Origin of the sequence: Persicobacter sp. CCB-QB2 (assembly GCF_001274635.1) — a bacterium.
GTDB classification, from domain to species: Bacteria; Bacteroidota; Bacteroidia; order Cytophagales; family Cyclobacteriaceae; genus Persicobacter; species Persicobacter diffluens.
In genome coordinates this window covers 2,730,211-2,755,609 of the sequence record NZ_LBGV01000001.1, presented here as the reverse complement: position 1 = coordinate 2,755,609, position 25,399 = coordinate 2,730,211, and the positions used below count along the sequence as shown (strand labels likewise).

General features: G+C 40.8%; 17 protein-coding genes. 15 read left to right on the top strand and 2 right to left on the bottom strand.

The window, feature by feature from the left end:
* Window positions 1–29: 29 nt before the first annotated feature.
* On the bottom strand, window positions 30–452 hold the full coding sequence (locus NG22_RS12110; protein WP_053405964.1) for a hypothetical protein: 423 nt from the start codon (window positions 450–452) through the stop codon (window positions 30–32).
* Window positions 453–550: 98 nt separating this feature from the next.
* Between NG22_RS12110 and NG22_RS17945 the strand changes: the two genes are divergently transcribed.
* The 8 genes from NG22_RS17945 to NG22_RS12075 all read left to right on the top strand — a co-directional run bounded on the left by NG22_RS17945 (window position 551) and on the right by NG22_RS12075 (window position 7,485).
* Window positions 551–724, top strand: a complete 174-nt coding sequence (locus tag NG22_RS17945) for a DUF5522 domain-containing protein (protein WP_172674375.1) — start codon at window positions 551–553, stop codon at window positions 722–724.
* 1,234 nt (window positions 725–1,958) lie between these two features.
* Window positions 1,959–2,198 carry a 50S ribosomal protein L28 gene (gene rpmB, locus NG22_RS12100; RefSeq protein WP_053405962.1) on the top strand — a complete coding sequence of 80 codons (240 nt, stop codon included), beginning with the start codon at window positions 1,959–1,961 and terminating at the stop codon, window positions 2,196–2,198.
* Window positions 2,199–2,253: 55 nt separating this feature from the next.
* On the top strand, window positions 2,254–2,436 hold the full coding sequence (rpmG, locus tag NG22_RS12095) for a 50S ribosomal protein L33 (RefSeq protein ID WP_053405961.1): 183 nt from the start codon (window positions 2,254–2,256) through the stop codon (window positions 2,434–2,436).
* Window positions 2,437–2,438: 2 nt separating this feature from the next.
* Complete coding sequence (locus tag NG22_RS17435) at window positions 2,439–2,588, top strand: DUF4295 domain-containing protein (RefSeq protein WP_071932164.1); 150 nt, start codon at window positions 2,439–2,441, stop codon at window positions 2,586–2,588.
* A gap of 183 nt (window positions 2,589–2,771) precedes the next feature.
* Window positions 2,772–3,728 carry a signal recognition particle-docking protein FtsY gene (gene ftsY / locus NG22_RS12090; RefSeq protein ID WP_053405960.1) on the top strand — a complete coding sequence of 319 codons (957 nt, stop codon included), beginning with the start codon at window positions 2,772–2,774 and terminating at the stop codon, window positions 3,726–3,728.
* Between the two features lie 74 nt (window positions 3,729–3,802).
* Window positions 3,803–4,510, top strand: coding sequence for a haloacid dehalogenase type II (locus NG22_RS12085; protein ID WP_053405959.1), 708 nt, complete (start codon window positions 3,803–3,805; stop codon window positions 4,508–4,510).
* 282 nt (window positions 4,511–4,792) lie between these two features.
* On the top strand, window positions 4,793–5,539 hold the full coding sequence (locus NG22_RS12080; protein ID WP_053405958.1) for a DUF3575 domain-containing protein: 747 nt from the start codon (window positions 4,793–4,795) through the stop codon (window positions 5,537–5,539).
* A gap of 1,187 nt (window positions 5,540–6,726) precedes the next feature.
* Window positions 6,727–7,485, top strand: a complete 759-nt coding sequence (locus tag NG22_RS12075) for a hypothetical protein (RefSeq protein WP_053405957.1) — start codon at window positions 6,727–6,729, stop codon at window positions 7,483–7,485.
* 160 nt (window positions 7,486–7,645) lie between these two features.
* Here the strand turns inward: NG22_RS12075 and NG22_RS12070 are convergent, their stop codons facing one another.
* Window positions 7,646–8,797, bottom strand: a complete 1,152-nt coding sequence (locus NG22_RS12070; protein ID WP_053405956.1) for a lactonase family protein — start codon at window positions 8,795–8,797, stop codon at window positions 7,646–7,648.
* 447 nt (window positions 8,798–9,244) lie between these two features.
* Here NG22_RS12070 and rlmN point away from each other — a divergent pair, with 447 nt between their 5' ends.
* The 7 genes from rlmN to NG22_RS12030 all read left to right on the top strand — a co-directional run bounded on the left by rlmN (window position 9,245) and on the right by NG22_RS12030 (window position 25,395).
* A complete protein-coding gene (gene rlmN / locus NG22_RS12060) occupies window positions 9,245–10,294 on the top strand; it encodes a 23S rRNA (adenine(2503)-C(2))-methyltransferase RlmN (RefSeq protein WP_053406942.1) in 1,050 nt (349 codons plus the stop codon).
* 829 nt (window positions 10,295–11,123) lie between these two features.
* The gene (locus NG22_RS12055; protein WP_053405954.1) at window positions 11,124–14,087 is read left to right on the top strand and encodes a SusC/RagA family TonB-linked outer membrane protein; all 2,964 of its coding nucleotides are present in this window, start codon (window positions 11,124–11,126) and stop codon (window positions 14,085–14,087) included.
* Window positions 14,088–14,099: 12 nt separating this feature from the next.
* A complete protein-coding gene (locus NG22_RS12050; RefSeq protein ID WP_053405953.1) occupies window positions 14,100–15,482 on the top strand; it encodes a RagB/SusD family nutrient uptake outer membrane protein in 1,383 nt (460 codons plus the stop codon).
* A 2-nt stretch (window positions 15,483–15,484) separates the two neighbouring features.
* Window positions 15,485–16,285, top strand: a complete 801-nt coding sequence (locus NG22_RS12045) for a hypothetical protein (protein WP_053405952.1) — start codon at window positions 15,485–15,487, stop codon at window positions 16,283–16,285.
* Between the two features lie 535 nt (window positions 16,286–16,820).
* On the top strand, window positions 16,821–19,982 hold the full coding sequence (locus NG22_RS12040) for a SusC/RagA family TonB-linked outer membrane protein (RefSeq protein WP_053405951.1): 3,162 nt from the start codon (window positions 16,821–16,823) through the stop codon (window positions 19,980–19,982).
* A gap of 17 nt (window positions 19,983–19,999) precedes the next feature.
* Window positions 20,000–21,493: a SusD/RagB family nutrient-binding outer membrane lipoprotein gene (locus NG22_RS12035; protein ID WP_053405950.1), complete on the top strand. Its 1,494-nt coding sequence runs from the start codon at window positions 20,000–20,002 to the stop codon at window positions 21,491–21,493.
* Between the two features lie 686 nt (window positions 21,494–22,179).
* The gene (locus NG22_RS12030) at window positions 22,180–25,395 is read left to right on the top strand and encodes a TonB-dependent receptor (RefSeq protein ID WP_082305075.1); all 3,216 of its coding nucleotides are present in this window, start codon (window positions 22,180–22,182) and stop codon (window positions 25,393–25,395) included.
* The last annotated feature ends 4 nt before the right edge of the window (window positions 25,396–25,399 follow it).

Genomic DNA, 25,399 nt, shown 5'->3' with positions numbered 1-25,399 from the left:
CTTTCGATCATTTCAGGCGCTAAAACTTTTTAAACCGCCATTGCAGAAGCGGCGGGTAACAGAATATTTTTTAGTTCTGCATAGTTTTTTTCTTCAATCGGGTAAATAACAGTTTTAGGTTTTGTCCATTCGGGATCATGAACCGTCATATGAATTAAAGCGTAACCTGCGGCAAGCTTGCGCATTTCCATATTTTTCACTTCGCTCTTCAAAAATTCTATCTCATTGACCTCTTTATTAAAGTGAGGATTATAAGCCACAAAGTAATTTCCACGTTGGTGAACTTCGTACAGCTGCCAGGGCAAAATCATGATGATGAGGGAGATCGCCAAAAACATCAGCGCTGTTGTGAATGGGAAATGTACCATCGCCACCAGGGTGATTAATCCTAAACCAACCGGAAGGCTTACTTTTAAATGGTATATTTTGGAGGAAAGAATTCTTTTACTCATTATTAAGCGTTGAAATCTGTGCTTGAAAATTCAAAGTCAAAGTTAGGAAATCAAGGTTATTCACACGTTAACGTAAAATAAAGGTCTGTTTAAAAAGTATGAAACAACATCAGCAATCATCCGGCCAATCTTCCACCAACGAAGACTATTATATCAATGAGCAGGGATTAATGGTCTTTACGGCGCAATTTCATTTAAAAAGGGGCTATTGCTGTGGAAATGGTTGTAAACACTGCCCTTATCCTAAATCTCCTAAAAGCAATAAGGGTTAACCCGAATTATTCACCGCTAAATTCACTAACTAAACGTAAGAGGCTTAATTTTAGCTTTTTATAATTTTTTTTCTTTGATTTATAATAGCCCAAATTTGGGCAAGCTTGCTTTCTCCTCATTCATCTGTTTCGTTGGAAAAAACTCGAAATAGGAAACTATTCCTTCATTTTTTCCGCCTTACAGCTAAACGAGGATTTAAGCATAAATAATTCGGGTTAAGCTGAATGACAGGGCTTTTTCATAAAAAGCTAGATCAACCATTCAATACCTTATATTTAATCATCAAGCGTTTCTTTTTCATTTTTTCTTGATAAAAAACGAAACAAAAAAATCAAGGCTGTGATCAATGTCGACGGGACAAAGAACCTGCTGACGAAATCCATCAAGGCGACATTTGGACAGGGCGGGAGACTGGTGAAATAGGACTAAAATGTCGCTGTGATGCCTTCTTGTCGCCAGCAGAACCACTGTCTATCCGCCCATTGATCAAGGCCGGAGGGTTGATGTGGAAGATTTTATACTTAAAGACAATACTGTAAAAGATAGTAAGCTAACTATTAAACAAGTGCTCAAATTGCCCTTCATTGGGAACTAGATCATTCCTATAATTTGTCCATTTGTGGTTTTATGAAAAAGCCGTGAGCTGAATGATGCATGCTTTAATTCTTGTTTTGCGGGAACAAGGAAGGAATTTCCCCATTTTCGAGTTCCTTTTTAGGAAGCTGCAAAATGCGGACTAAGCCAGCCCCCCTATTGGGGCTATGAAAAAATCGGGAAAACACTTAATAACATACTGAAAAATACAAGCCTTGAGCGAAATAAATCCGGCAGTGTATCTTTTAGGATACGCAGGTGATTTGAAGTTGTAATGTTCTAAGTTAGGGGGCGAACCGCTCGCTTTGTTGTCTTTTTTGTGCTGATTCAAAAAAAAAGATGCAGTAATTGCAAGAATAGCAATGAATTGGTAAGTAATTTGATAGGAATCAACAGCGGTTTGATAGCGTGAGGATTGTACAATAAAAAAGCATGATGCTTTTTTTTAATCAATGAATTTTTGTACTTTTGCGTCCCTGCAAAATCGGATCAAGGGTTTAGGCGCCAAGCTTCCTGGTGCTTGAGAAAGATTCCATGCCTTTTCTCCTCTAAATTTTTGATCTTTTGGAAATTAATTCCGAATTTTGCCAACCGTTTGGTAATTAGAAATAAATTTTCGAGAGAGAATAAAATTATATCATGGCCAGAGTTTGTCAAATCACAGGTAAAAGACCTCAAGTAGGAAATAACGTTTCCCACTCTAACAGAAAAACGAAGCGTAAGTTTCTACCTAACCTAATGAAGAAAAGATTCTTCATCCCTGAGACAGGTGAGTGGATTACTTTGAAAGTATCTGCATCTGCAATCCGTACCATTAACAAAAATGGTATCACTGCAGTATTGAAGAAAGCAAGAGCTAACGGTAACGTGCTCGTATAATCATCACTCTATCTTCTGAGAAGAGTAAATTATTAACAATTTAAATTATTAGAACATGGCTAAGAAAGGCAACAGAGTTCAAGTAATTTTGGAGTGTACTGAGCACAAAGAATCAGGTAAGCCTGGCACTTCAAGATATATCACAACTAAGAATCGTAAGAACACTCCGGAGCGTATTGAGTTGAAAAAATACAACCCGATTCTTAACAAATACACTATCCACAAAGAAATTAAATAATCATGGCTAAGAAAGTAGTTGCAACTTTGAAGCAAAAAGGTGGTGTAAAATACGCTAAGGTGGTAAAGGCTGTTAAGTCTGAGAAAACCGGAGCTTACACTTTCCGCGAAGAAATCGTTACTGAGGACCTTGTAAAAGAGCGTTTGAAGTAATCGATAACAAAATATTTCAATACAAAGAAAGTCCCGTATTCATTATGGGACTTTTTTGTTATATATTGCAAAGAAAATATTTTGCGGTATGCCGGAAGAGTGTCGGTAATATTTAATTTGCTGATTACTAATCTTCTGTCCATTACCGCAATAAGGACTACTACTTTTAGTAAATCAATTTTTATGGGAATCTTCGGTTTCTTCTCTAAAGACAAAAAAGAAAAGCTGGACAAAGGTCTGGAAAAAAGTAAGGATAGCTTACTTTCCAAAATCGGTAAAGCCGTCGTGGGTAAATCCAAGGTGGATGATGACGTTTTGGATGAATTAGAGGAGATTTTAATTACTTCTGATGTTGGGGTAGATACTACCCTGAAGGTGATTCGCCGTATTGAGGAGCGTGTGGCCCGTGATAAATATATGGGTACGGACGAGCTAGATGTGATCCTGCGCGAAGAGGTTGCCGGCTTATTGTCGGAGAACCAAACCGAGCAGCTGAGTGATTTTGAAATCCCTGCCGGAGTGAAAAAGCCTTATGTGATTTTGGTAGTAGGGGTGAATGGAGTCGGGAAAACCACCACGATAGGTAAGCTTTCCGCTCAGTTTAAAAATAAGGGGTATAAAGTATTGCTGGGTGCAGCGGATACTTTCCGTGCGGCAGCGGTGGATCAGATTAAACTTTGGGGGGAACGTACAGGGGTGCCTGTGGTTGCTCACGGGATGAATACAGATCCCTCAGCGGTAGCTTTTGATGCAGCAAAGAAAGCAGCAGAAGAAGGTTATGACATCGTGATGATCGATACCGCCGGTCGTTTGCATAATAAAGTGAATCTGATGAATGAGTTGACCAAGATTAAGCGGGTCATTCAAAAATTCATTCCGGAGGCTCCGCACGATGTAATGTTGGTGTTGGATGGTTCTACGGGGCAAAATGCCGTGATGCAGGCGCGTGAATTTACCAAGGCAACACAGGTGAGTTCTTTGGCCATTACCAAATTGGATGGTACAGCTAAAGGCGGTGTGGTGATTGGCATTTCTGATGAGTTCAAGATTCCGGTACGTTATATCGGCGTTGGGGAGCAAATCGAAGATCTGCAGATTTTTAATAAAGATGAATTTGTTGATTCCTTATTCAAGAAATAGGGCGGATAAAAATAAAAACAGTTTAAAGGTGGTCTTTTGGGGCTGCCTTTTTTGTTGGCTAAACCGGAGTTGGAATGAAAGTAAAAACACTGGCCTTTGATGTGCTGGGGACATTAGCGAATACTTCACAGGCAGGGTGTGTTGCCGGTAGGGTATTGGGGGATCTGGCAGCGGATTTTATGAAGCTTTGGAAGCAAAAGCATGTGGAGTATGCGTTCCGGGCGGCGCTGATGGATCAATACCAGCCACAGGCTCTTCGGCATCAGCAGGCCTTTGATTATTGCCTGCGGTATTTTCATCTTTCGCTTTCTTCCGGGGAGCAACGGCAGCTGTTGGCGGCAGGGAAAGAGTTGTCTGCATTTCCCGAGGTGAAAGGCGCCCTGAAAAAACTGAAGGCGGCCGGTTTTCAGATATTTGCTTTTTCCAATAGCGCAGCGCCTTCTATCGCTCATTTTTTAGCACAAAATCACCTGGCTGCTTATTTCGATGGTATTGTTTCACTGGATGAAGTGCAGTTAACCAAGCCACAGCCGGCAGCTTATCAGTATTTGTTGCAGCAATCCGGGGCAGAGTTGGAGGAGGTTGCCCTTATTTCCAGTAACCCTTTTGATCTAATCGGGGCGCAAAGCTCTGGTTTATCCGCATATTGGGTGAGGCGGGATGCTGGGGAGATATTCGACCCCTGGGGCCTGGAGCCGGATGTTGTGGTGGAGGATTTTGAAAGACTGTATACTTTTCTTTGTTCCAGGTCAGAATATTTTGATGAAAATGAAGCCGGATAATGCCAGCTTAAATCCTTTTTTAACCGCAAGGAGCGAAAAATGAAGGAATTTTTCCTGTTTAGATTTTTTCGAGGCAGCAGATGAATCAGGAGAAAGCTGGTTTATCCAAAGTTGGGCGATTTAAAAATCAGTATCCCCTCTCGAATTATATTGATAGAGATTTTTTTAGCATTGTTTTTGGCTTCCGTCGGGGGATTATTCAGGATAAGTAAGATTTAGGAAATATAGCCTATGGTAATGGTCCGGAAAATAGCTTAGATTTAAAATACTAAACCTATTGTTATGACCCGACCTTTAAGAATTATCTTGCTCTTGCTGTTATGTTTGCGTGTTGCGGACGGCATTGGACAGTCTGTGGCGGAAAAGAAAAACATAATCCGCTGGAATATGACGCCCTGGTTGCTGTGGGAGAGTGGCTCTGTGATTTTGGGCTATGAACGCGTGCTTACAGAGAATATGAGTGCCTCCGTTAATGCGGGCAGACTTGAGCTTCCACAGTTTTTTCGGAGCCCCTTGCCCAATATGATACTAAATACCCAAAGTAAAACTTCGGGGGTGAGTGTAACGGCAGACTTTCGTTATTATTTTAATCGGAATAAGTTTGGGGCTCCTGATGGGGTCTATGTGGGGCCCTATTATTCCTATTTCAATTTTGGCTTTGAAAAAGACTTTGTTCTTCAGGATCGGCAGACTGTGGTGGGGCTGGGAAATATTTATACCGATGCCTATTTTCAGTCGCATAATTGGGGTATACAACTGGGCTACCAGTTTATCATTAAGGAAAGGCTAGCTTTGGATTTTGTGCTTTTTGGGCCATCGCTATCCTGGTATTACGGGCGAATAAAAGTGGGTGGAAATATTGATCCTGAAATTAAAGATGAAACTGTGCAGGATATGGTTGCGGGTTTAATGGAGCAGTTTCCATGGATGGAAAAGCTGATAAATGAGCAAACCATAGCGACCTCGGGAAGAATGAATGCCAGGAGTTTTGGCTTTCGATATTTAATTCAGGTGGGTTATTATTTCTAAAGAGGCTGTCCAGTTGAATTTCCGGAAAAAGACATTGCTTTGGCAGAATCAATTACTAATTGTTGGTAAAACTGAGGGTCAAGTGCTGCGATTGCTCCATTGAATCAAGAGGATATTTACCTGAAATATTTACTAATAGATTCAGGGTGCTGAATACGATTTTTTCATGAAACGACAAATTATAAGAAATTTCCAGTTCCAAATGAGGTTTATTTGATTGGAGTGCTTGTTACGCGTTAGGCAACTATCTTTGACGGTATAGGTTTTATTAGGCAAAATCTTCCACACCAACAGTCCGGTCTAGATCAATGGGCGAAAAGCCATGGGCTCTGCTGTCGAAGAGATTTATCATCGCCTTATTTTACATTATTTTCTTTCATTCGCTCCAATCGTCAAATACCGCCTTGAAGGATTCCGGTAGCGGGTTCGGTAGCTCCTCAGAATTGATTACAGCCTGGATTTTTCGCCCTGTTTTTTATCAAGAATAAATGAAAAAGAAACGATTGTGTATTAACCCGAATGATGTTTGCTAAATCCTTCTTTTGCTGCCAGGCGGGAAAGTGAAGGGATTTTCCTGTTTCCAGTATTTTCCAATGAAGCAGATGAGTGAAGAGAAAGTAATCCACTGGTCTTAGGCTCCTGTCTAAGACCCAAAACTATTGGAGCGTCCGCTCTTTTTACTCCCCCCCCCTTTTTACTCCCCCCTCCATTTTTTTTTCATGCATTTAACGAAAATGTGCTTTTGAGTCGACAGAAAGGGTTGGTCCACAGATAATTAACAAGCCATTTAGGCCGATAAGCTTTTTCGAAATAAGGAGGGATGGAATCATTTCTCTTAAGCGTGGTTATTATTTAAGGAGCGGACGCTCCAAAAATTTGAGGTCGTAGCAGCATGCTACAACCAGTGTAGAAAATACATATAATAGACTGAAAGTGAATTTCTTGGGTTGATTTGATGTATTTGGCGGTGAATAATTCGGCTTAAATAATAGGAAATGAATGGCTGGTCTAGCTAGTTATGAAAAAGCCCCGGGATACTCAAATAATAGCATTAATGTATAGTTTGTCTTTCCGGCAAAAAGTAGGTGAAAAGTGTACCGGAAGATTCCCGGTGTCATCTTAGAAATAAAATCGATCTAAGGGAGACGTTTTACTAACAATTTTTCCATTGGAGGGCTTTTCTGTATATGAGAAGATCATTGGTGTTGCCCGTGGTCATTGCCCTGTTAATCTTAGTCTCCGGATTCCTTTCCCGGCCTGCAGTTGCCCAATCAGTGAAAGAGCGAAAGAATGTTGTGCGCTGGAACATGACGCCCTGGTTGTTGTGGGAAAATGCCTCCATTGTGGTGGGTTATGAGCGCGTTATTAATAAAAATATGAGTGCTTCCCTGAATGTAGGGCGATTGGTTTTTCCAAAATTTGTGAGTAATCCTGCGCCCAATTTTATTCGTGCTGACGGTGGAAGTAAGGGAGGGGCGAGTATTGCCGCTGATTTCCGCTTCTACTTGAATCGTAATAAATTCGGGGCACCGGATGGTGTTTATATAGGCCCTTATTATGCGCACTATGTCTTCCGTTGGGATCGAAGTTATAATATTACAGATGGTGCAGGAGCAAAAATAGGTTCTTTTGGGACGGAGGCGTTTCTGCAGGCAGACAATATCGGTATTGAACTGGGCTACCAGTTTATCATTAAAAAGCGCGTTTCCATCGATTTTATCCTTATCGGTCCATCCATCTCCTGGTATTATGGGCGTATTCATTTAAAGGGAGATCTGGATCCTGAAATTCAGGAAGAAGTATTGGATGCCATTAGAGACGCTACCCTGGATCGCTTTCCCTGGGTGGAAGGTTTGCTGCAGAATCAGGAAATTACCCGCGAGGGGAGGATGCGAACTGCCGGATTTGGTTTTCGCTATGTGATTCAGGTTGGGATTTATTTTTAGGGGCTTCCCTCCTGCCGTCGGTCGGGCTGGGGCGGCTCGCTCTTGAGCCTTAGAATATTAGTGGTATTCAAAGTATTCCAACGCTCAAGGAGCTCATACAAACCCGCACCATCCCTAAGCTAAGCAGGGCCAATAGCCCTGCGGGCATTAATTCTTACTATTACTTTTTCGGTAATATCCATTTCATACAAACCGGCGTCGGGATTTTATAAACTTTCCCTTCACTCATGGGAAGTCCGCTTTCAGGATGGAGTTGAAATACAGCAATGTCTCCACTGTCCTGATTGGCAGCCAAAAGAAATTTCCCATCCGGACTGAAGGTGATGGCTCGTGGTGCTTTACCCAAAGTGGAGAAGTGTCCCACCTTTTTAAGCTCCTGGCTAATTTCAAAAACCGTGATACTGTTACTATTGCCTCTGTTGGAAACATATAGATATTTTCCTGCCTGGTCAATAATGATATCACCGCCTGCGGCCTCCTCTCCTTCATTCTTTAAATAGCTGGTTTCGGCAATGAGTTCATGGTTTTCGGAGAAAGTGCTCACGTTTCCTTTTAACTCATCCACGACATACAGTTGTTGATTTTGGGGATGAACCGCAAGGTGTCTCGGGCCAGCTCCAGCACTTAGGGAAAGTACTTTTTCAATTTTTAACTGCTGATTTTCCGTACTATAGATATGAATTTGGTCCGTACCCAAATCGGTGCTCAATACTTGATTAGCCCCATTGAAATATGCCATATGGGCATGAGGGCTTTCTTGTCGGGCTTCATTAGGGCCCTGGCCTCTGTGCTGATCTTCTGAGGAGGGGGTGCCAAGGGTGCCATTTTTTTCCAGTGGAATCAAAGTAATGTTGCCACTTCCGTAGTTGGCTGCCGCGAGTACCTCTCCCGATGGAGAGACTTCCACATAGCAAGGATAGTTCCCGAGTGTTGAAGATTCATTCAGTAAGGCCAAAGTGTTGGTAGAGGCCTCAAACTGATAGGCGTAAACCGGAGCGCCCTTTTCATCATCCGCTACCTCACTTACGGCATAAATATACTTGCCATTAGGGTGTACGTTTAAGTAAGAGGGGTTGGTGATATTTCCGGTGGTGGAAAGATGCTCCAATGCGCCATTGGCAGGATTGAAACTATAGATATAAATCCCTTCCGCCTTTCCGTCAACATGCCCTTCTTTCCTCGTGTAGGTGCCAATGGCTAAAGGGATAGCATTTTCCACTATCGGCTGTTGATTGTTGTTAGTTTGTTGTTCACGCTTTTCCCCGCAGGAAGAAAGCAGTAGCGCGCAAAAAAAATAGATGGTCTTTTTCATGGTTTGATTTACTTCAGGCAGAAAGATACAAGCTTTTATGATTTTGACTTTGTCCGGCCGGAAGTTTTTGTCTTTTTCCAGAAGGGAGGGCTCAGGTCTGGCGCCTAAGCCGAATTCTTCCCTGCAAAATGAAATAATTCGCCTTAAGTGGCTTGGTATACCCTTCTTTAAGGTCGTGGTTGCTGATTTTTTAAGAGTCCAAATGTGGGCAAGCTTGCTTTATCCTCATTCATTTGCTTCGTTAGAAAAAACTCTAAATAGGAAAAATCCCTTCATTTTTCTTGCCTGGCAGCTAAAGGAGGATTTAAGATTGAATAATCCGGGCTAAGAATTTTTGTCCTTTTCAGGTGAATTTGGGGATTGTCATCCTTTGGCATTTGATTTGATAAATATTGGCTATCTTTGTACTAATTGTCATAAAGGCAATGGATATCGAATAAGAAGATGATGAAAGCCGTTTCTGAAAAGCAGGACATAAGAAAACTGACCAAGGCGCAGTTAAAGGATAAATTTGTGGAGATGGGGGAAAAGCCCTTTCGCTCCAAGCAGGTATTTGAGTGGCTGTGGAAAAAATCTGCCACTAGTTTTGAGGAGATGACCAATCTTTCCAAAAAGACCAGAGAATGGCTGGAGGATAATTTCGTGATCAATGGAATTGCCGTGGATCAGGCTCAAGTATCCAGCGACCGTACCATTAAATCGGCCTTTAAGCTCTACGATGAGCATGTTGTCGAGGGTGTTCTTATCCCTGCCGATGACCGGATGACGGCCTGTGTGTCCTCTCAGGTAGGTTGTTCGCTGTCTTGTTCGTTCTGTGCTACCGGTTATATGGATCGCAAGCGTAATCTGGATGCTGCAGAAATCTATGATCAGGTAGTGACCATTGCCAGGCAGGCAGAAGAAAATTATGGCCAGCCACTTTCCAATATTGTATATATGGGAATGGGGGAGCCTTTGTTGAATTATAAAAACGTTTGGGAGTCCATAGAGAAGATTACCTCCGAAGAGGGTTTGAATATGTCCCCGAAGCGGATTACCGTCTCTACTGCTGGCGTTGCCAAGATGATCACCAAAATGGCGGATGATGGCGCCAAGTTTAATTTGGCCCTTTCGCTGCATGCGCCCACGGATGAGAAGCGGAACCGTATCATGCCGATCAATGAAACCAATAATCTGGAGGTGTTGGTGGAGGCATTGAACTATTGGTACGCCAAAACAAAGAGTAGGGTGACTTTCGAATATATCGTGTTCAATGATTTCAATGATTCCATTGAAGATGCCAAAGCCTTATTGAAAATTTGTCGCAAGGTGCCTTCAAAGGTCAATATTATCGAATACAACCCCATCAAAGAGGCTGATTTCGTTAACGCCAAAGAAGATAAACTCGATAAATTTGCCAACTATCTGGAGAAAAACGGGGTGATAGTCGTGGTAAGAAGAAGCCGCGGTAAGGATATTGATGCTGCCTGCGGACAGTTGGCCAATAGAAAAGACTAGTTTTATTAACCTGTATTAATAACTATCAGATTCAATGGATCAAAAGAAGGAGTTTCGTTTTTAGGCTCTGGAGGATTTTGTTCCTGGATTTTAAAGAGCCCAAATTGGGGTAAACTTACTTTGATTTCATTCGGCCGATGTGTTGGAAAAAAATCGAAATAGTGAAAGCCCCTTCTTGTTTCCCGGCTTGCAGCTAAGCCCGGATTGAATTAAAGATAATTCGGGCATAATTATAATGACTACAAACCACCTCTTTGGGGTGGTTTTTTTGTTTTTGGTCACTAATAAGACAATTGTAAATATTTTTTTTACGCTCTAATAAAGGTGTTTTTAAGCTTGTGAGATGGATGGGTAATGAGTGCTGAAGCTACTAAAAGAGGAGGGCAAAATATAATTCAATATTATATCGATTTTTGTGGTTTATGGGTTTAGTGGATTTGAGTGTCTTGGCTTTTTTGTGTAAGTATTTGATTCGTTTAATCTAGGACTGGAAGTGTTTTAATAACATTAAACTTAATTAATGTTATTAAAATGCTATTAAGCTACCTCCTCTGTGTTTTAAAAGTGGCCTAGCTGTGGCGTTATGTAAATTTTTATGTTTATAGGAGGATTCATGTATTGGTTTTTGATTAAAAATCAGTTATTGGCACTTCCTTTTATTGGAGGTTGATGAGTTATTTAGCGGAATTAAATTTCTCCAAAACCATTTTTAGCAGAATAAATATTAGCAGTTGAGGCTTGTGTTTAATCTTTTTTTTGGATTAAATTTACGTTAACTTAACCATAGTGATCAACCAAATCACTTTAGTATTACCCAATCTTAACCATTATGAAAAAAATGCTACTGATGGCAATGGCTACGCTATTTGCCTTTTCGGCCTATGCTCAAGGCCGGGTGGTAACGGGTACCGTTACCGCAGAAGAGTCCGGGGATCCCATTCCGGGCGTGAATGTTCTCATTAAAGGAGAAGGCTCCGGAACTATTACGGATATTGAAGGTAAATACTCCCTTGATGTTCCCTCAAAGGATACAAGATTAGTTTTTACTTTTATTGGTTTGGCTACTGAAGAGGTTTTAGTAGGAGGGCAGTCCGAGATTAATTTGACCATGAAAGCGGAGTTTACCCAGCTTACAGAGGTAGTCGTAACCGGATACAGTGAGTTTAATAAAAAGAGTTTATCGGGTTCGATAGCAGTTATCGATGAAAAAGCATTAGAGAATGTACCTGTAGCAACTTTCGATCAAATGTTGCAAGGACAAGCTTCAGGTCTTTATATTAATGCTGGCTCAGGACAACCTGGAACTGCAGCCACAATCCGTATTCGTGGCAACGGCTCTATTTTAGGGGGGAATGATCCTTTGTACATTATGGATGGTGTGCCAATTGAGGCAGATGCTTTTGCGGCGATCAACCCGAATGATATTTCCTCAGTGAATGTTTTGAAAGATGCCTCTTCTACCGCACTTTACGGGTCTCGTGGAGCCAATGGTGTAATTGTGATTACTACCAAACAAGGTAAATCAGGTGCAACTCGTTTCAATTATTCCGGCCAATACGGTATTACGGAAGTTGGAGATTGGAGATATGACATGATGAATACCGAAGAGCGATTGCGTTACGAGGAAATGACTCAAAGAAGTAACGGCTGGGCTTATTCTCCTAATAATCCCAACGCTCCGGATGATGCAGCGGAAAAATTGGCCGAATTAAAGGCGATTGATACCGATTGGGCAGAAGTAGCAACGCAATTAGGTCGTTCTCAAAATCACCAGTTATCTATGACTGGAGGCAAAGGAGGAACTTCCTTTTATATCTCCGGAAATTATTTTCAACAAGATGGTGTACTGTTGGGGTCTGATTTGAACAGGTACTCAGGGAGATTTAACATCAAGAATGATTCTTTTGATAGATTGAAGATTGACTTGAACTCTTACATTGGTTATTCGGATTTGAATTATGTACCAAGTGAAGGGTTATCCGTAGCAAACCCAATGGTTCAGTCTTTGAATATGCCATACCAAAAGCCTATTGATGATGATGGGAATTATACATATGGGCCTTTGGGGCAAAACCCATTAGAATGGAGAGACCATACCTCTAACAGCAGAGGGGAATTGAAAGCAAATGTTTCCCTAAATGCAAAATTGGATGTGTGGAATGGTATTTTCGTCAGTGGACGATTAGGCCTGGATTATAGAAATAGAAAGTCAAACCAATGGAGAGATCCAGAGTATAGACCGGGATCCGGAGTTAGTAATGGAGGTGAGGGTTTGTATAGTTTTAATGATTACTCTTTCTTCTCTCCAATTCTGTTAGGTCAGATTGGTTATGCCAAAGAATTTGGTAAACACAAATTGGCGGCCTCGATTAATTCTGAATTGATTCAAAAGACTTACTCAGGACATAATTACACCGGTTATGGAATAAACGGAAAATTGCCAAATACTCCGGGTGGTATTACACAAGGAGATCCTGATAATGGTTTTATTGCCTCTGTTGGCGGTTTTAAGGAGTCAAATGCTTTGCTTTCCTATTTCTTAGTAGGAGATTATTCCTATAATGAAAAGTATAACTTAACCTTCTCTTTGAGAAGAGATGCTTCTTCCAAATTTGGAGAAAATAATCAATGGGCAACACTTGGGGCTGTGGGAGCTTCTTGGGTAGTATCTGATGAAGACTTTTTCAATAGTGGCTTGATCAGTTTTATGAAAGTAAGGGCTTCTTACGGTGTTGCGGGTAACCAAGATGATACAGATGAAAGTATTGGATCATACCAACGATATGGCGTTTTCCAAAATACGAGTGGGTATGCGGGGACTGCAGGTATTGTACCTGCAAGTATTGCAAATCCTGATTTGAAATGGGAAACTTCTGCCCAGTTTAATCTAGGAGTTGATGTTTCTGCTTTTAATGATCGAGTTAGTTTGGCGGTAGATGTTTACAATAACATTACTTCAGATTTATTCCTTGATCAAAAGCTGTCCTATACTTCAGGTCAGGGAGAGTTGAGAATTAATGCGGGTGAAATGAGAAACCGTGGTATTGAATTCGTATTGAATACGACTAATGTCCAAATAGGTGATTTCAAATGGACTACCAGTATGAATTATTCCTATAATGACAATGAAATCATGGATCTCGGTCAGGTTTCCCAGTTTGAGAATGGAACCTCCCTTGTTGAAGTAGGAAAGCCACTTGGCTCTCATTACAGTGTAGGTTGGGGAGGAGTAGATCCTGCAAATGGACAACCACTTTACTTAACCGCTGATGGAGCTTTAACGCCTACCTATTCTGAAGATAACTCCACGACTAATTGGGGGACATCGAACCCTCCTCATATTGGTGGTATCACCAACAATATGTCTTATAAAGGTTTTGACTTTTCTTTCTTCTTTAGTTTTCAGGCAGGTCATAAATTATTTAATAATCAACTTTATTTCATTGAGAACCATAATGTTCCCTATAATCAAACCACAAGGATGTTGGATATGTGGCAACAGCCAGGTGACGTAACTAATATTGCAGCTCCAGGATATGCAAGAGAGTTTAGTTCTTATGATATTGAGGATGGTTCATTTATTAAATTGAAAAACGTTCAATTGGGTTATACCCTTCCTTCCGCAATAATAGGCAAGACTCCTTTTAGCTCACTAAGAGTTTATGCGCAAGGACAAAACCTGATGACATGGACGAAATTCTCTGGATTTGATCCTGAAATCGGAAATAACATTGCGCAATTCCAGTATCCAATTCCTCGAATTTATACAATGGGTATTGATTTATCTTTCTAATCCGACATCACTATGAAATATAAAATATTAACCTTAGCCCTGGTAGTTTTACTGGGGGCTTGCTCAGATAAGTTGGACTTAAAACCAACAGATACTATTGAGACCTCTCGGGCATACCAGTCTTTTGACGATTTGGAGGCCGGTTTGGCTGGAGCATATTCCTCTGCATCAGGAACTAGTGCTATTTCGACTTCCTCTTATCAAACTGATATGACAAAAATGGCCACTGGTGGTCGTAATATTGGGGTTACGCAGTATAATTGGAATTATAATGCCCTGGGAACCGGAGTGGAATTTACTTTTGGCTGGGCGACAAACTATATTGCCATCAATGGCATTAACCTGTTGTTAGCCGGAGTTGAATCTATCGTTCCCTCAGAGGAAGAAATGGAACGCCATAAGCAGATCAAGGGGGAAGCGATTGCCTTGAGAGCTTATCTTCATTTTGAATTGTTTAGAAATTATGCTGAAAGTTATACGGATGGAGGTAAGCTGGTGGCTCCCTATATGACCGAATCTGTGATCAGTTCTCCGGAAAGACTGACGGTGAGTGCATTCGTGAGTCAGTTAGAAGCAGATATTGAGGAGGCTAAATCGCTTTTAGCCGGATATGACCCTGCTACACCTATTTATGTGAGTACCTCGTTTTTGCAAGCTTTAGAATTGAAGTTAGCCCTTTATCAGGAGGATTACACAAAGGTAATTGCTATTGCGGATACCCTTTTGGGCATGTATGATATCGCGGATATTATGGAGATTGGTGAAGTTTTCGATCGTGCCATAAACAGTGAAGCAGGCGTAATATTTAAGTTTGCAATTCCGGATAATGGTGGTCGAATTGGGGCTATTTGGCAGGACTCTAACGGGACGGTTAACTTTGAAGTAACCCAGGATTTCATAAATAAATTCAGCACCGACTATGTTGATGTTAGGCAGGATATCAATATATCAGAATATGATGGGTTAAATGTTGTAGGAAAGTATTTAGGTACGGATGCAGCAGTAGGGGCAAGTGATTTCTTTGTATTCAGAGCGGAGGAAATTTTATTAAGCAGGGCTGAGGCATATTATTATTCAGGAGATGAAGCGAAAGCCTTAGCGGATTTGAATACGCTGAGAACAGCTCGCCTAGAATCATATGTTGCGGGTTCAGAAAGTGGAGCTAATTTATTACAGGCCATCAAAACCGAGCGTGCTATTGAATTAGCTTTCGAAGGGCATCGTTGGTTTGACATTAGAAGATGGGGGGATGACATCATTCGTGTTGATGTAACTGCCGCGACTACTCCAAAATTATTGTCCGGAGGGGATTATCGCTTTGTAATGCCAATTCCTAATCACGAATTATTGGCAAATACTTCAATGGTTCAAAATCCAGGATATCAAACGAATTAATTATGAAGTTATTTAATAAATATATACTCGGCTTTTTAGTGGTTTCCTTCAGTTTTTTCTCCTGTGAGGAGAATATTCACGAAACATTGTATGAAGGGGATTACAGAGTGCAATGGGATTATTCGCAGCCATTAGTAGCCCAAGAGGATGGGGAATCTGCACGTGTAACCGCTATTTTGGATAAGGCCCTGAGTACGGATTTGGAGATCTTTTTTGAGGTAGCAGAAGAAAATGTTGTGGAAGGAGAGGATTACACCTTAAGTGCAAAAAAGATTGTTATTCCAGCAGGGGAATTAAATGGATTTGTAGAAGTAAAAGCTGTTTTCGATCCCGAATTAGTGTTTGAAGATAGAATTTTGACCTTCACCATCACCGGTACGAATAATGATATGATTCAATTAGGCTTTTTGGATGGAACCCAAAAGGTTGCCGTTTCAGCTGAAATCCAGGATAAAAAAGAGATCTCTTTTTATGAAGGATTGGCCAATGATGGTAACGAGTGGGTAGTCAAATCAGAGTTGTATTATTATGGCGAAGGTATTTATACGCTAGATAACGCTTGGGGAGACTATGTTGCTTTTTACCTGGGGTCTGACTATGCTGGTCAGTACAAGGCTACAGTGGATTTTGTCCTTGAAGAAGATAACTCTGTTACAATAACAGGTCAATCGGCTTATTGCCAAATTGAGAGTTTGGTATTCGATGAGGCGGAAGGCACTTTTGATATTGTTATTTGGGATTCCGGAGTATTTTCGGGAGGTCCATATAAGATGGAGGTAGCTTTGGAGAAAGTTGTAAATTAAGACTTATCATAATAAGTGAAGTATATTAAGATTAAAAAGCCCTCATTATTGAGGGCTTTTTTATTGCCTTTTTGTGAATTACCAAGCCGTTTAGCGGAGCGCTATTTTTCCGAAGAGTGCTTTTTTGTTGAAAGACTGTTACTGAAATATCGGTTTTGTTGAAAGAAATAACGATTTTTTGACTTTTTGGTATGGATTTGTTTTTAAGTCTACTTTTTTTAGAAATTTTTTCAAAAAAAATATTGTTGAGTATTAACCATTCTTTGCTAAGGCGCTCCTAAATATTTTTTAATCTCCCGTTAATTCAGTGAAGGTATTTACGCACGTCCCTCGTTTTTTTACTCGTTTTTTTGAGAGAGATTAAGTTTCGGTTAAAGCGTCCTTTCTTGGAGCAAAAGTTGGAATTCCAATTATTCAGTTGAACAAAATAATGTATTGATTATTCGTTTTTGAGTAAAATAAAATTCTGCCTTAATTGCATCGTGGAACAAAAGCAATTGTTCTATAATGTTATCCATTCTTAACCATTTTTTTTATGAAAAGAGCAATACTCATTGCCCTGGCCGTGCTATGGACTGGTATGTCCGTCTATGCGCAGGGGCGTGTGGTTACGGGTACCGTAACGGCAGAAGACAGCGGGGAGCCCATCCCCGGAGTGAACGTATTAGTAAAAGGAACCGCTTCCGGTACAATTACTGATATCGAGGGGCATTACTCCATTAATGCTTCTTCCTCAGATAAAATTATATTTTCCTTTATTGGTTTAGCCACGGAAGAAGTTGCAGTGGGTGGTCAGTCTAAGATCGATATGGTCATGACTGCGGATATCAAGCAGTTGGGTGAGGTGGTAGTAACTGCTATGGGAATGAAGCGCGACAAGAAGTCTTTGGGTTATGCGGTGCAGGAGGTGAGTAATCAGGAATTGACCAAGGCCGGTAATGCGGATTTGGCCACTGCCATGCAGGGTAAAATTGCCGGTGTGGATATTAAGCCTTCTTCCGGTATGCCGGGGGCATCTTCTCAGATTACTATTCGTGGAGCGCGTTCCTTTACTGGAAACAATACACCTTTATATGTGATTGACGGAATGCCGGTTTCTTCTACGCCGGATTTTAATACTGGAAGCTCTGTTACCGGAGCGGATGTTTCTAACCGTGCAGTGGATATTGATCCAAATGATATTGAGAGTATCAACATTTTGAAAGGTCAGGCTGCAGCAGCACTTTATGGTATTCGTGCCTCTAATGGGGTGGTGGTCATTACCACCAAAAGTGGAAAAGGCAATGTGAAAGGAAAGCCTGTGGTGACTTTTTCAAATTTCACCTCTTTTGATGTAGTCTCCAGATCTCCTGAATATCAAAGCGGTTATGCGCAAGGCTATAATGGTGCATTTGATCCTTATTCTTCCATGGCATGGGGCCCAAAATTGTCAGAGCTACCTAATGATATTAACTATGGTGGCAATAGCCAAGGCAAAAATGGCATGTACTATGTCCCACAACGTGCAAGTGCGGGCTTAGACCCCTGGACGACTCCTCAGACTTATGATAACTTCAATGATTTTTTCCGGACGGGGCATACGGTAACGAATTCAGCTAACATTAGCCAAGCGACCAATAGAGGTCATTATTCTTTTGGTATTGGTAATTCTACTCAAAAAGGTATTGCTCCAGGTACGGGTATGGAGCGTTATAATGTGAAAGGAAACGTGGAGACCAAGTTAAATGACTATTGGACGACGGGTTTCACTGCGAATTATATGCAGAATAATATTGATAAATTGTCTGCAGGTAATGATGCCATTCTCGCGGGTGTATTTGCCGCTCCTGCTACTTATGATTTGAAGGGAATCCCCTCAAGTACACCAGAAGATCCATATGATCAGGTTTATTACCGTTCTTTGACTTTTAATAATCCTTATTGGGCCGTAGATAATATGACCTTTAATGAGCAAACCAACCGTTTTTTTGGTAATGGTTATTTAGAGTTTGCCCCAGAGATTGGTGATGATATGAGTTTGAAAGTGAAAACTCAAATTGGAGCAGACACTTATACCACCCACTTACAGGATATTTATGGTTATGGTCATCGGGGTGGGACTGGTTTCATGCAGAATTATGGTGTCACTTCCGCAACGGTTAATAGTTTGACAACGGTGAACTTTGGTTGGTCTATTAATGATGATCTTTCCTTAAATGCTTTAGTGGGTAATGAAATCAATGACAGTAATCAAAAGAAATATTCTCAAAATGGATATGATTTCAACTTTGGTGGCTGGTCTCATATTAACAATACTAATATCCAACAAGCTTCGGAAGAACAATGGGGGAATAGAACCGTTGGATTTTTCGGTCAGCTTTCTTTAGACTATAAGAAAATGTTGTTTTTGACTGCTACAGGCAGAAATGATATTGTTTCTCAAATGCCTAGAGGGAATCGTTCATTTGTTTACCCTTCGGTTTCCCTGGGTTTTGTTTTGACAGAGATAGAGGCTATTGGTGATATTCCTGCACTATCTTTCGCGAAATTGAGAGCATCTTATGCAGAGGTGGGGCAAGCAGGAACATATCGAGACAATTACCTGTACACTCCCTCTTATGGTGGAGGATTTTGGGCTAACGCCCCAATTACTTACCCAATGGGTGGTGTGAATTCATTTATCCCCTATTTCGTGCAGTATGATCCGGAATTAAAACCTCAGAATACCCAATCCTATGAGATCGGTGCAGAATTGAGATTTTTCAATGACCGCTTCGGACTGGATTACACTTATTCCCGTCAGAATGTTACCGATCAGATTTTCGAAGTACCATTAGCAGGCTCTACTGGTGTTTCCAGCAGAATGATGAACGGTGGAGCGGTACATACGGATGCGCATGAATTGGTTTTAACTGCCACTCCTGTGCAAACCAAAGATTTCCAATGGGATTTAAGTGTAAACTTTTCCCGAATTGTGAATGTGGTGGATGAATTAGCAGATGGTGTGGAAAGCATCTTTTTAGGTGGTTTCGTAACCCCTCAGGTAAGAGCTGGTATTGGGTATACCTTCCCAGTGATTTATGGTACTGCTTATGCAAGAGATGATCAGGGTAGAATTTTGGTGAATGATAATCCTAACGCTTGGAATTACGGTATGCCAATGCCGGGAGAGCCAGACGTGATCGGAAATGTAGCTCCTGATTTTATTATGGGTGGTTCAACTCGTTTTTCTTATAAGAGAGTTAGCTTAAGCGCTACTTTTGAGTGGAAAAATGGAGGGCAAATGTACTCCGGTTCAAATGGATTACTGGATCTATATGGCGTTTCTGAAAAAACAGCAGACCGTTCTACGCCTTTTATTTACCCCGGTTTTAAATCTGATGGTACTCCCAATGATATTCAGAGAGGTGGAGAAGAGGACGCTGTTGCTTATCAAAACCTATATGCAAATGCCTTGGGTAATATTGATGAAGCCTATATTTATGACAACTCTTTTGTGAAATTGAGAGAGGTAACTTTGAGCTATCGCCTACCAAGATTCAAAAGCGGTTTGGAATTAGGGGTGAATGCTTTCGCTAGAAATATTTTGCTATGGTCAGCATTACCAAACTTTGATCCGGAATCATCTCAGGGTAATAATAATATGGGAGGCTCATTTGAGCGATTCTCTATGCCGCAAACGCAAAGTTTTGGTTTTGGCTTCGATCTTAAATTCTAATCCCAAAATTGAATATCATGACTAAATTTAAATATATATTAGGTCTATTGGCCATTGTTTTGATGTCTTCCTGTTCAGAAGATATTATGGACAATATTAATTCTAATCCGAATAATCCTGTTGATTCACCAACCAATTTGATGTTGACGGATGTTTTCGTAAAAAGTGCTTTCTCCGTAACCGGGAGTGATCTCGCCTTTTACGCTTCCTCCTACATGGAACACAATGTGGGAATTTATAATCAACTGTATAATGCAGAGATTCGTTCCGGGGAGCCTATAGCGCACAGTACCTATAATAATTCCTGGAATAGCATTTATAGAAACTTGTTGGTACTGAAGCAGGTGGTTGAAAAATGTTCGGATGATGGAAATGAAGCAGGGAATCACTGGAATTTGGGAATTGCCCAGGTGATGACGGCCTACAATTTAGCCATCCTTACAGACCTTTTCGGTGATGCGCCATGGTCGGAGGCCCTTCAGCCGGGTATTATTTTCCAACCAAAGCTGGATAAACAGCAGGATATTTATCAGGATGTTTTTATGCATCTGGACAATGCTATTGTTAATTTGAACAAAGCTGCAGAGGTAAATGAAGCAAAGGCTTTTCCTTATGAGCCTATTGCCGGACAAGATATCTTTTATGGTGGAGACATTGATTCCTGGATTGCATTTGCCAATGGATTAAAAGCCAGGTACACTATGAGATTAATGGCCCAGGATGAAGTTAATTATCAGGAGGTGGTGTCATTGATCGAGAAATCATTTGCTAATGAAGCAGAGGAAGCACGATTTGATTATAATGGAGGGACTTCCATTAGCCCTTTCTATAAGTTTTTCACTGATCGTGATTATTTTGGTGCCAGCTTAAGCTTTTACAACAAATTGGATGAACGAAATGACCCGAGAGCAGAAGTATATTGGGTAAAGCACCCAGAATTGGAAAAAGATACCATTGAATTCGCTGTAAATGGGGATCCGGCTCAGGCGCAGAATAGATATGCCGTTTCTGCACTAAGTACGCCTACTGCCCCAACTTATTTGTTGAGTTATCACGAGCTGGAGTTTTTAAAAGCGGAAGCATATGTTAGATCAGGAGATCTTCCAAAGGCGGAGGCTGCTTTAAACAAAGCCATTACAGCTGCTTTTTGGAGTAAGAAATATGTATTTGGATCCGTAGCGGATGCGGATTTTGCTGCCATGATTCAGGCTTATATCACTGATGAGGTGAAGCCATTGTTTGATGCTGATCCATTATCAGAGGTGATGAACCAAAAGTATTTCGCCTTCTTCGAGGCAGAAGTGGTAGAGGCGTATAATGATTATCGTAGACTAGAGGCCATGGGCGATCATGTGATTGAATTGGCCAATGAAAAGAATGCTACTCAATTTCCTTTGAGATTCACCTATGGTGGATCTGATGTAACGGCAAACCGAAATGTAGCGGAAGCCTATGGTGATGGAAGGTATGTTTTCTCTGAAAACGTATGGTGGGCAAAAGGAAGCCGTTAATCCGATAAAGTAATATATAGTTTTGCATAAAAGGCCAGCGTTAATCGCTGGCTTTTTTTATGCATTGATTTCTATTGGGGGAACTTGAAAGGGGGGCTGATTACTTCATTCATTACGATCAAGTCAATATTTCTGTATGAATAGTTCAGGTTAATCTATTTGTGTTTTGAATCTAATGAGTAAAAACGAAAGGATTATTTTTTCAGCCTAATTTTTATCAAATAGATTAAAATCGCCTCCTTTTTTTCTTTTACTCATCTTTACAGATGCGTAACGTAAGTCGATATTTATTGAATTGATTTTGGGTTAATTCAAGTTTGTTTGAGGATTTGATGGTAAAAAGGTCTTTTGGCAAAAAATGCACATCAACTTATATAATTTAATTGTTTTTTAATAAAAAAAATAGTTTCAAATCAAGCATTCCAAAGGTATTTAATACGCGTCTTTTTTAATCTTTTATTAATGATAGAAGTGGTTTTTAATAATGGATTTTGGCTTGATGGAGTGGGTATTGGTTTTAGATTAGATGGCACTGGTTTATTATTTTGATCGATATCTTATTATTCAGTTGAATGGTTTTTTGTGTGGGTTTTCGCTTTTTGAACAGAATTAAATACTGCTTTACTTGCGGTAGATAGTATTTTGATTCGCTATCAGGTGTTATCCATCTTAACCAAACTTTACTTATGAAAAATCCATTACTGATTGCTCTGGCAATTCTGTGGACTGCTATGTCTGCTTTTGCCCAGGGGCGTGTTGTTACGGGTACCGTAACAGCAGAAGAAAGCGGGGAGCCCATCCCCGGTGTGAATGTTACTGTCAAAGGATCTGCCACAGGAACAATTACGGACATTGAGGGGAAGTATTCCCTAAACGTGGACGGTGCAAAAAGCTTAGTGTTTAGTTTTATTGGCTTAGCCACAGAAGAGGTCGTGATTGGGAATCGCTCCAAAGTGGATATGGTCATGACCGCTGATATCAAGGAATTGGAAGAAGTGATGGTCGTGGCTTATGGTACAGCCAAAAGAAGTTCTTTTACAGGTTCTGCGGCCACCATCAAATCTGAGGATATTATTACCAGACAATCCTCTGATGTGACAAAGGCGCTGGCTGGGCAACTGGCTGGGGTGCAGATACAAAGCCAGACAGGTCAGCCGGGAGAAACGGCAGATATTCGTGTTCGTGGTGTGGGTTCGATTAGCTCCAGTAATCAACCATTATATGTTATTGACGGGATTCCCTTTGATGGAAAGTTGGCCAGTGTGAATCCTCAGGACATAGAATCATTGACGGTACTTAAGGATGCCGCCTCCAATGCACTTTATGGAGCAAGAGGAGCGAATGGCGTTGTTTTGATTACTACCAAGAAGGGTAAGAAAGGAAAGTCAAATATATCCTTTGATGCAAAGGTAGGAGTGAACAGAAGGGCGATTCCAAATTATGACGTAATGACAAGTCCAACTCAGTATTATGAGACCTTTTACAAGACTTTGTATAATAACGAGATTTATGGCAATGATAACCCGAATCCTGTTGATGCTCATCAATCGGCCTTGAGTAGGTTATTTAATTATAATAATGGCGGATTGGGTTATCAGGTATATACCGTTCCGGATGGACAAGATTTTATCGGAACTGATGGGAAAATGAACCCTAATGCTACTGTAGGTTATTCAGATGGAGACTATTTTTACCGTCCGGATAATTGGGAAGATGAAATCTTTGACTCAGGTAACCGAAGAGAAGAGTATAACATTAGCGTGAGTGGCGCTGCCAATGAAAAAATGAATTACTATTTGTCTCTGGGGTATCTGGATGATACCGGTATTGCACCAGGTTCTGGATTTACCAGATATTCAGGGCGATTAAGGAGTGATTATCAGGCAAAAGACTGGTTGAAGCTTGGCGCTAATTTCCATTATACACACTACGATCAGCAGGCTCCTAGAAATCAGACCAGCAGTAATAGTAGTGGGAATCTTTTCTATGTTACTAATATGATGGCGCCTATCTATCCGCTTTATGTTCGGGATACAGATGGAAATGTGATGATCGATAGAAATGGTTTTACAGTTTATGATTTTGGAGACGTTTCCAGTACTAATAATCGTCGTCCATTTATGGGGCAATCAAATCCGGCCTCTACCATGGAGCTGGATGACAGAAGATATGTTTCTGATGTAATCGGAGCAAGAGGGAATGCAGAGCTTTCTTTTACCGACTATTTAAGGTTGAATGTGAATTTCGGTGTAGATTCTGATAATCAGCGATACCATTATCTTTATAATGGATTTTATGGTCAGTATGCAGGACAGGGAGGCTTAATAAATGTATATAACTATAGAAGGTTCGGGCTTACAAAACAGTATTTGTTAAACTTCAACAAAACTTTTGGGGAGCACAATATTGAGGCTTTGGCTGGTTATGAAGATTATCAGTATACTTATCAATTCGTGGGCGGTAGCAGGGGGAATTTATTTGATCCTACTGCACCAGAATTAGGTAATGGAATTGAAAATCCACAGAATGATTCGAAAACGGATCGTTATGCCACTCAGGGATTTTTATCCAGAGTACAGTATGATTATGCTGGAAAATACTTTGGATCTCTTTCATACAGAAGAGATGCCTCTTCCCGTTTTCATCCAGATAATCGTTGGGGGAATTTTTGGAGTGCGAGTTTTGCATGGTTGATCACGAAGGAGGACTTCATGATCGGTTCAGATTTTGTTGATTTATTGAAATTCAAAGCGAGTTTTGGTCAGCAGGGGAATGACAGATTATTATATCAGGGTTATGCTGATACTCCTAATAATATCAATTTCTATCCCTACCAAGATCAATATAAGTTGAGTAATCAGGGTGGTGACTTTGCTCTTACCTTAGATTATAAAGGAAATCCGGATATTACCTGGGAAACTGCCAATAGTTTTAATACTGGATTTGATTTTGGCTTGTTCGGAAACAAACTATCCGGTAGCCTTGAATATTTCTCCAGAACAACTACTGACATGCTCTATTATATGCCGGTACCACCTCATGAGGGATATTCTTTCTTACCGATTAATGTCGGATCGATGCGGAATTCTGGTTTGGAAATTGACCTGAGATCGAAGCTTATCGAGAATCGCAATTTCTCTTGGGCAATAAATGTGAATGCTACCTTCATGAAGAATAAAATATTGAGTCTGGAGGAGTCCTTAGATGGAGAGATGATCGATGATACCAGAATTTACAGAGAGGGTGAATCGATGTACCAAATGTACATTAGGTCCTATGCGGGAGTGGATCAGGAAACAGGAAAAGCTTTATTCTGGAAAGATATTGTGGATGATGAAACAGGAGAGGTGACCGGTAGGGAAACCACAGATTCCTGGGATGATGGTTCTTTCTATGCTACCGGAGATATGCTTCCAGTAGTTTCCGGTGGTTTCGGAACGCAGTTAAACTATAAGGGCTTTGATTTTGCTATGGGCTTTGCTTACCAGTTGGGCGGAGAGGTGTATGATAATACTTATGCGCAGTTGATGCACGTGGGAACTTCTTCAGATGCTGGTAAAAACTGGCATAAGGATATCCTGAATGCCTGGACTCCGGAAAATAGAAATACCGGTGTACCACGTTTGAAAAGTGGAGATGTACGCGTAAACAGTACCTCAGACCGATTCATGGTAAGTTCTAATTTTTTGAGTCTAGCGAATATCACTGTAGGTTATACTTTCCCATCGGCCATTAGTGATAAATTAAAATTAGGCGATTTAAGAATTTATATGGTGGCAGATAATGTTGCTTTATGGTCCGCACGTCAGGGATTGGATCCAAGACAGTCGTTTACTTCTGCTGGTTCCTATCGTTATGCGCCAGTTCGCTCAGTATCAGGTGGTTTATCTGTAAAATTCTAAAGAC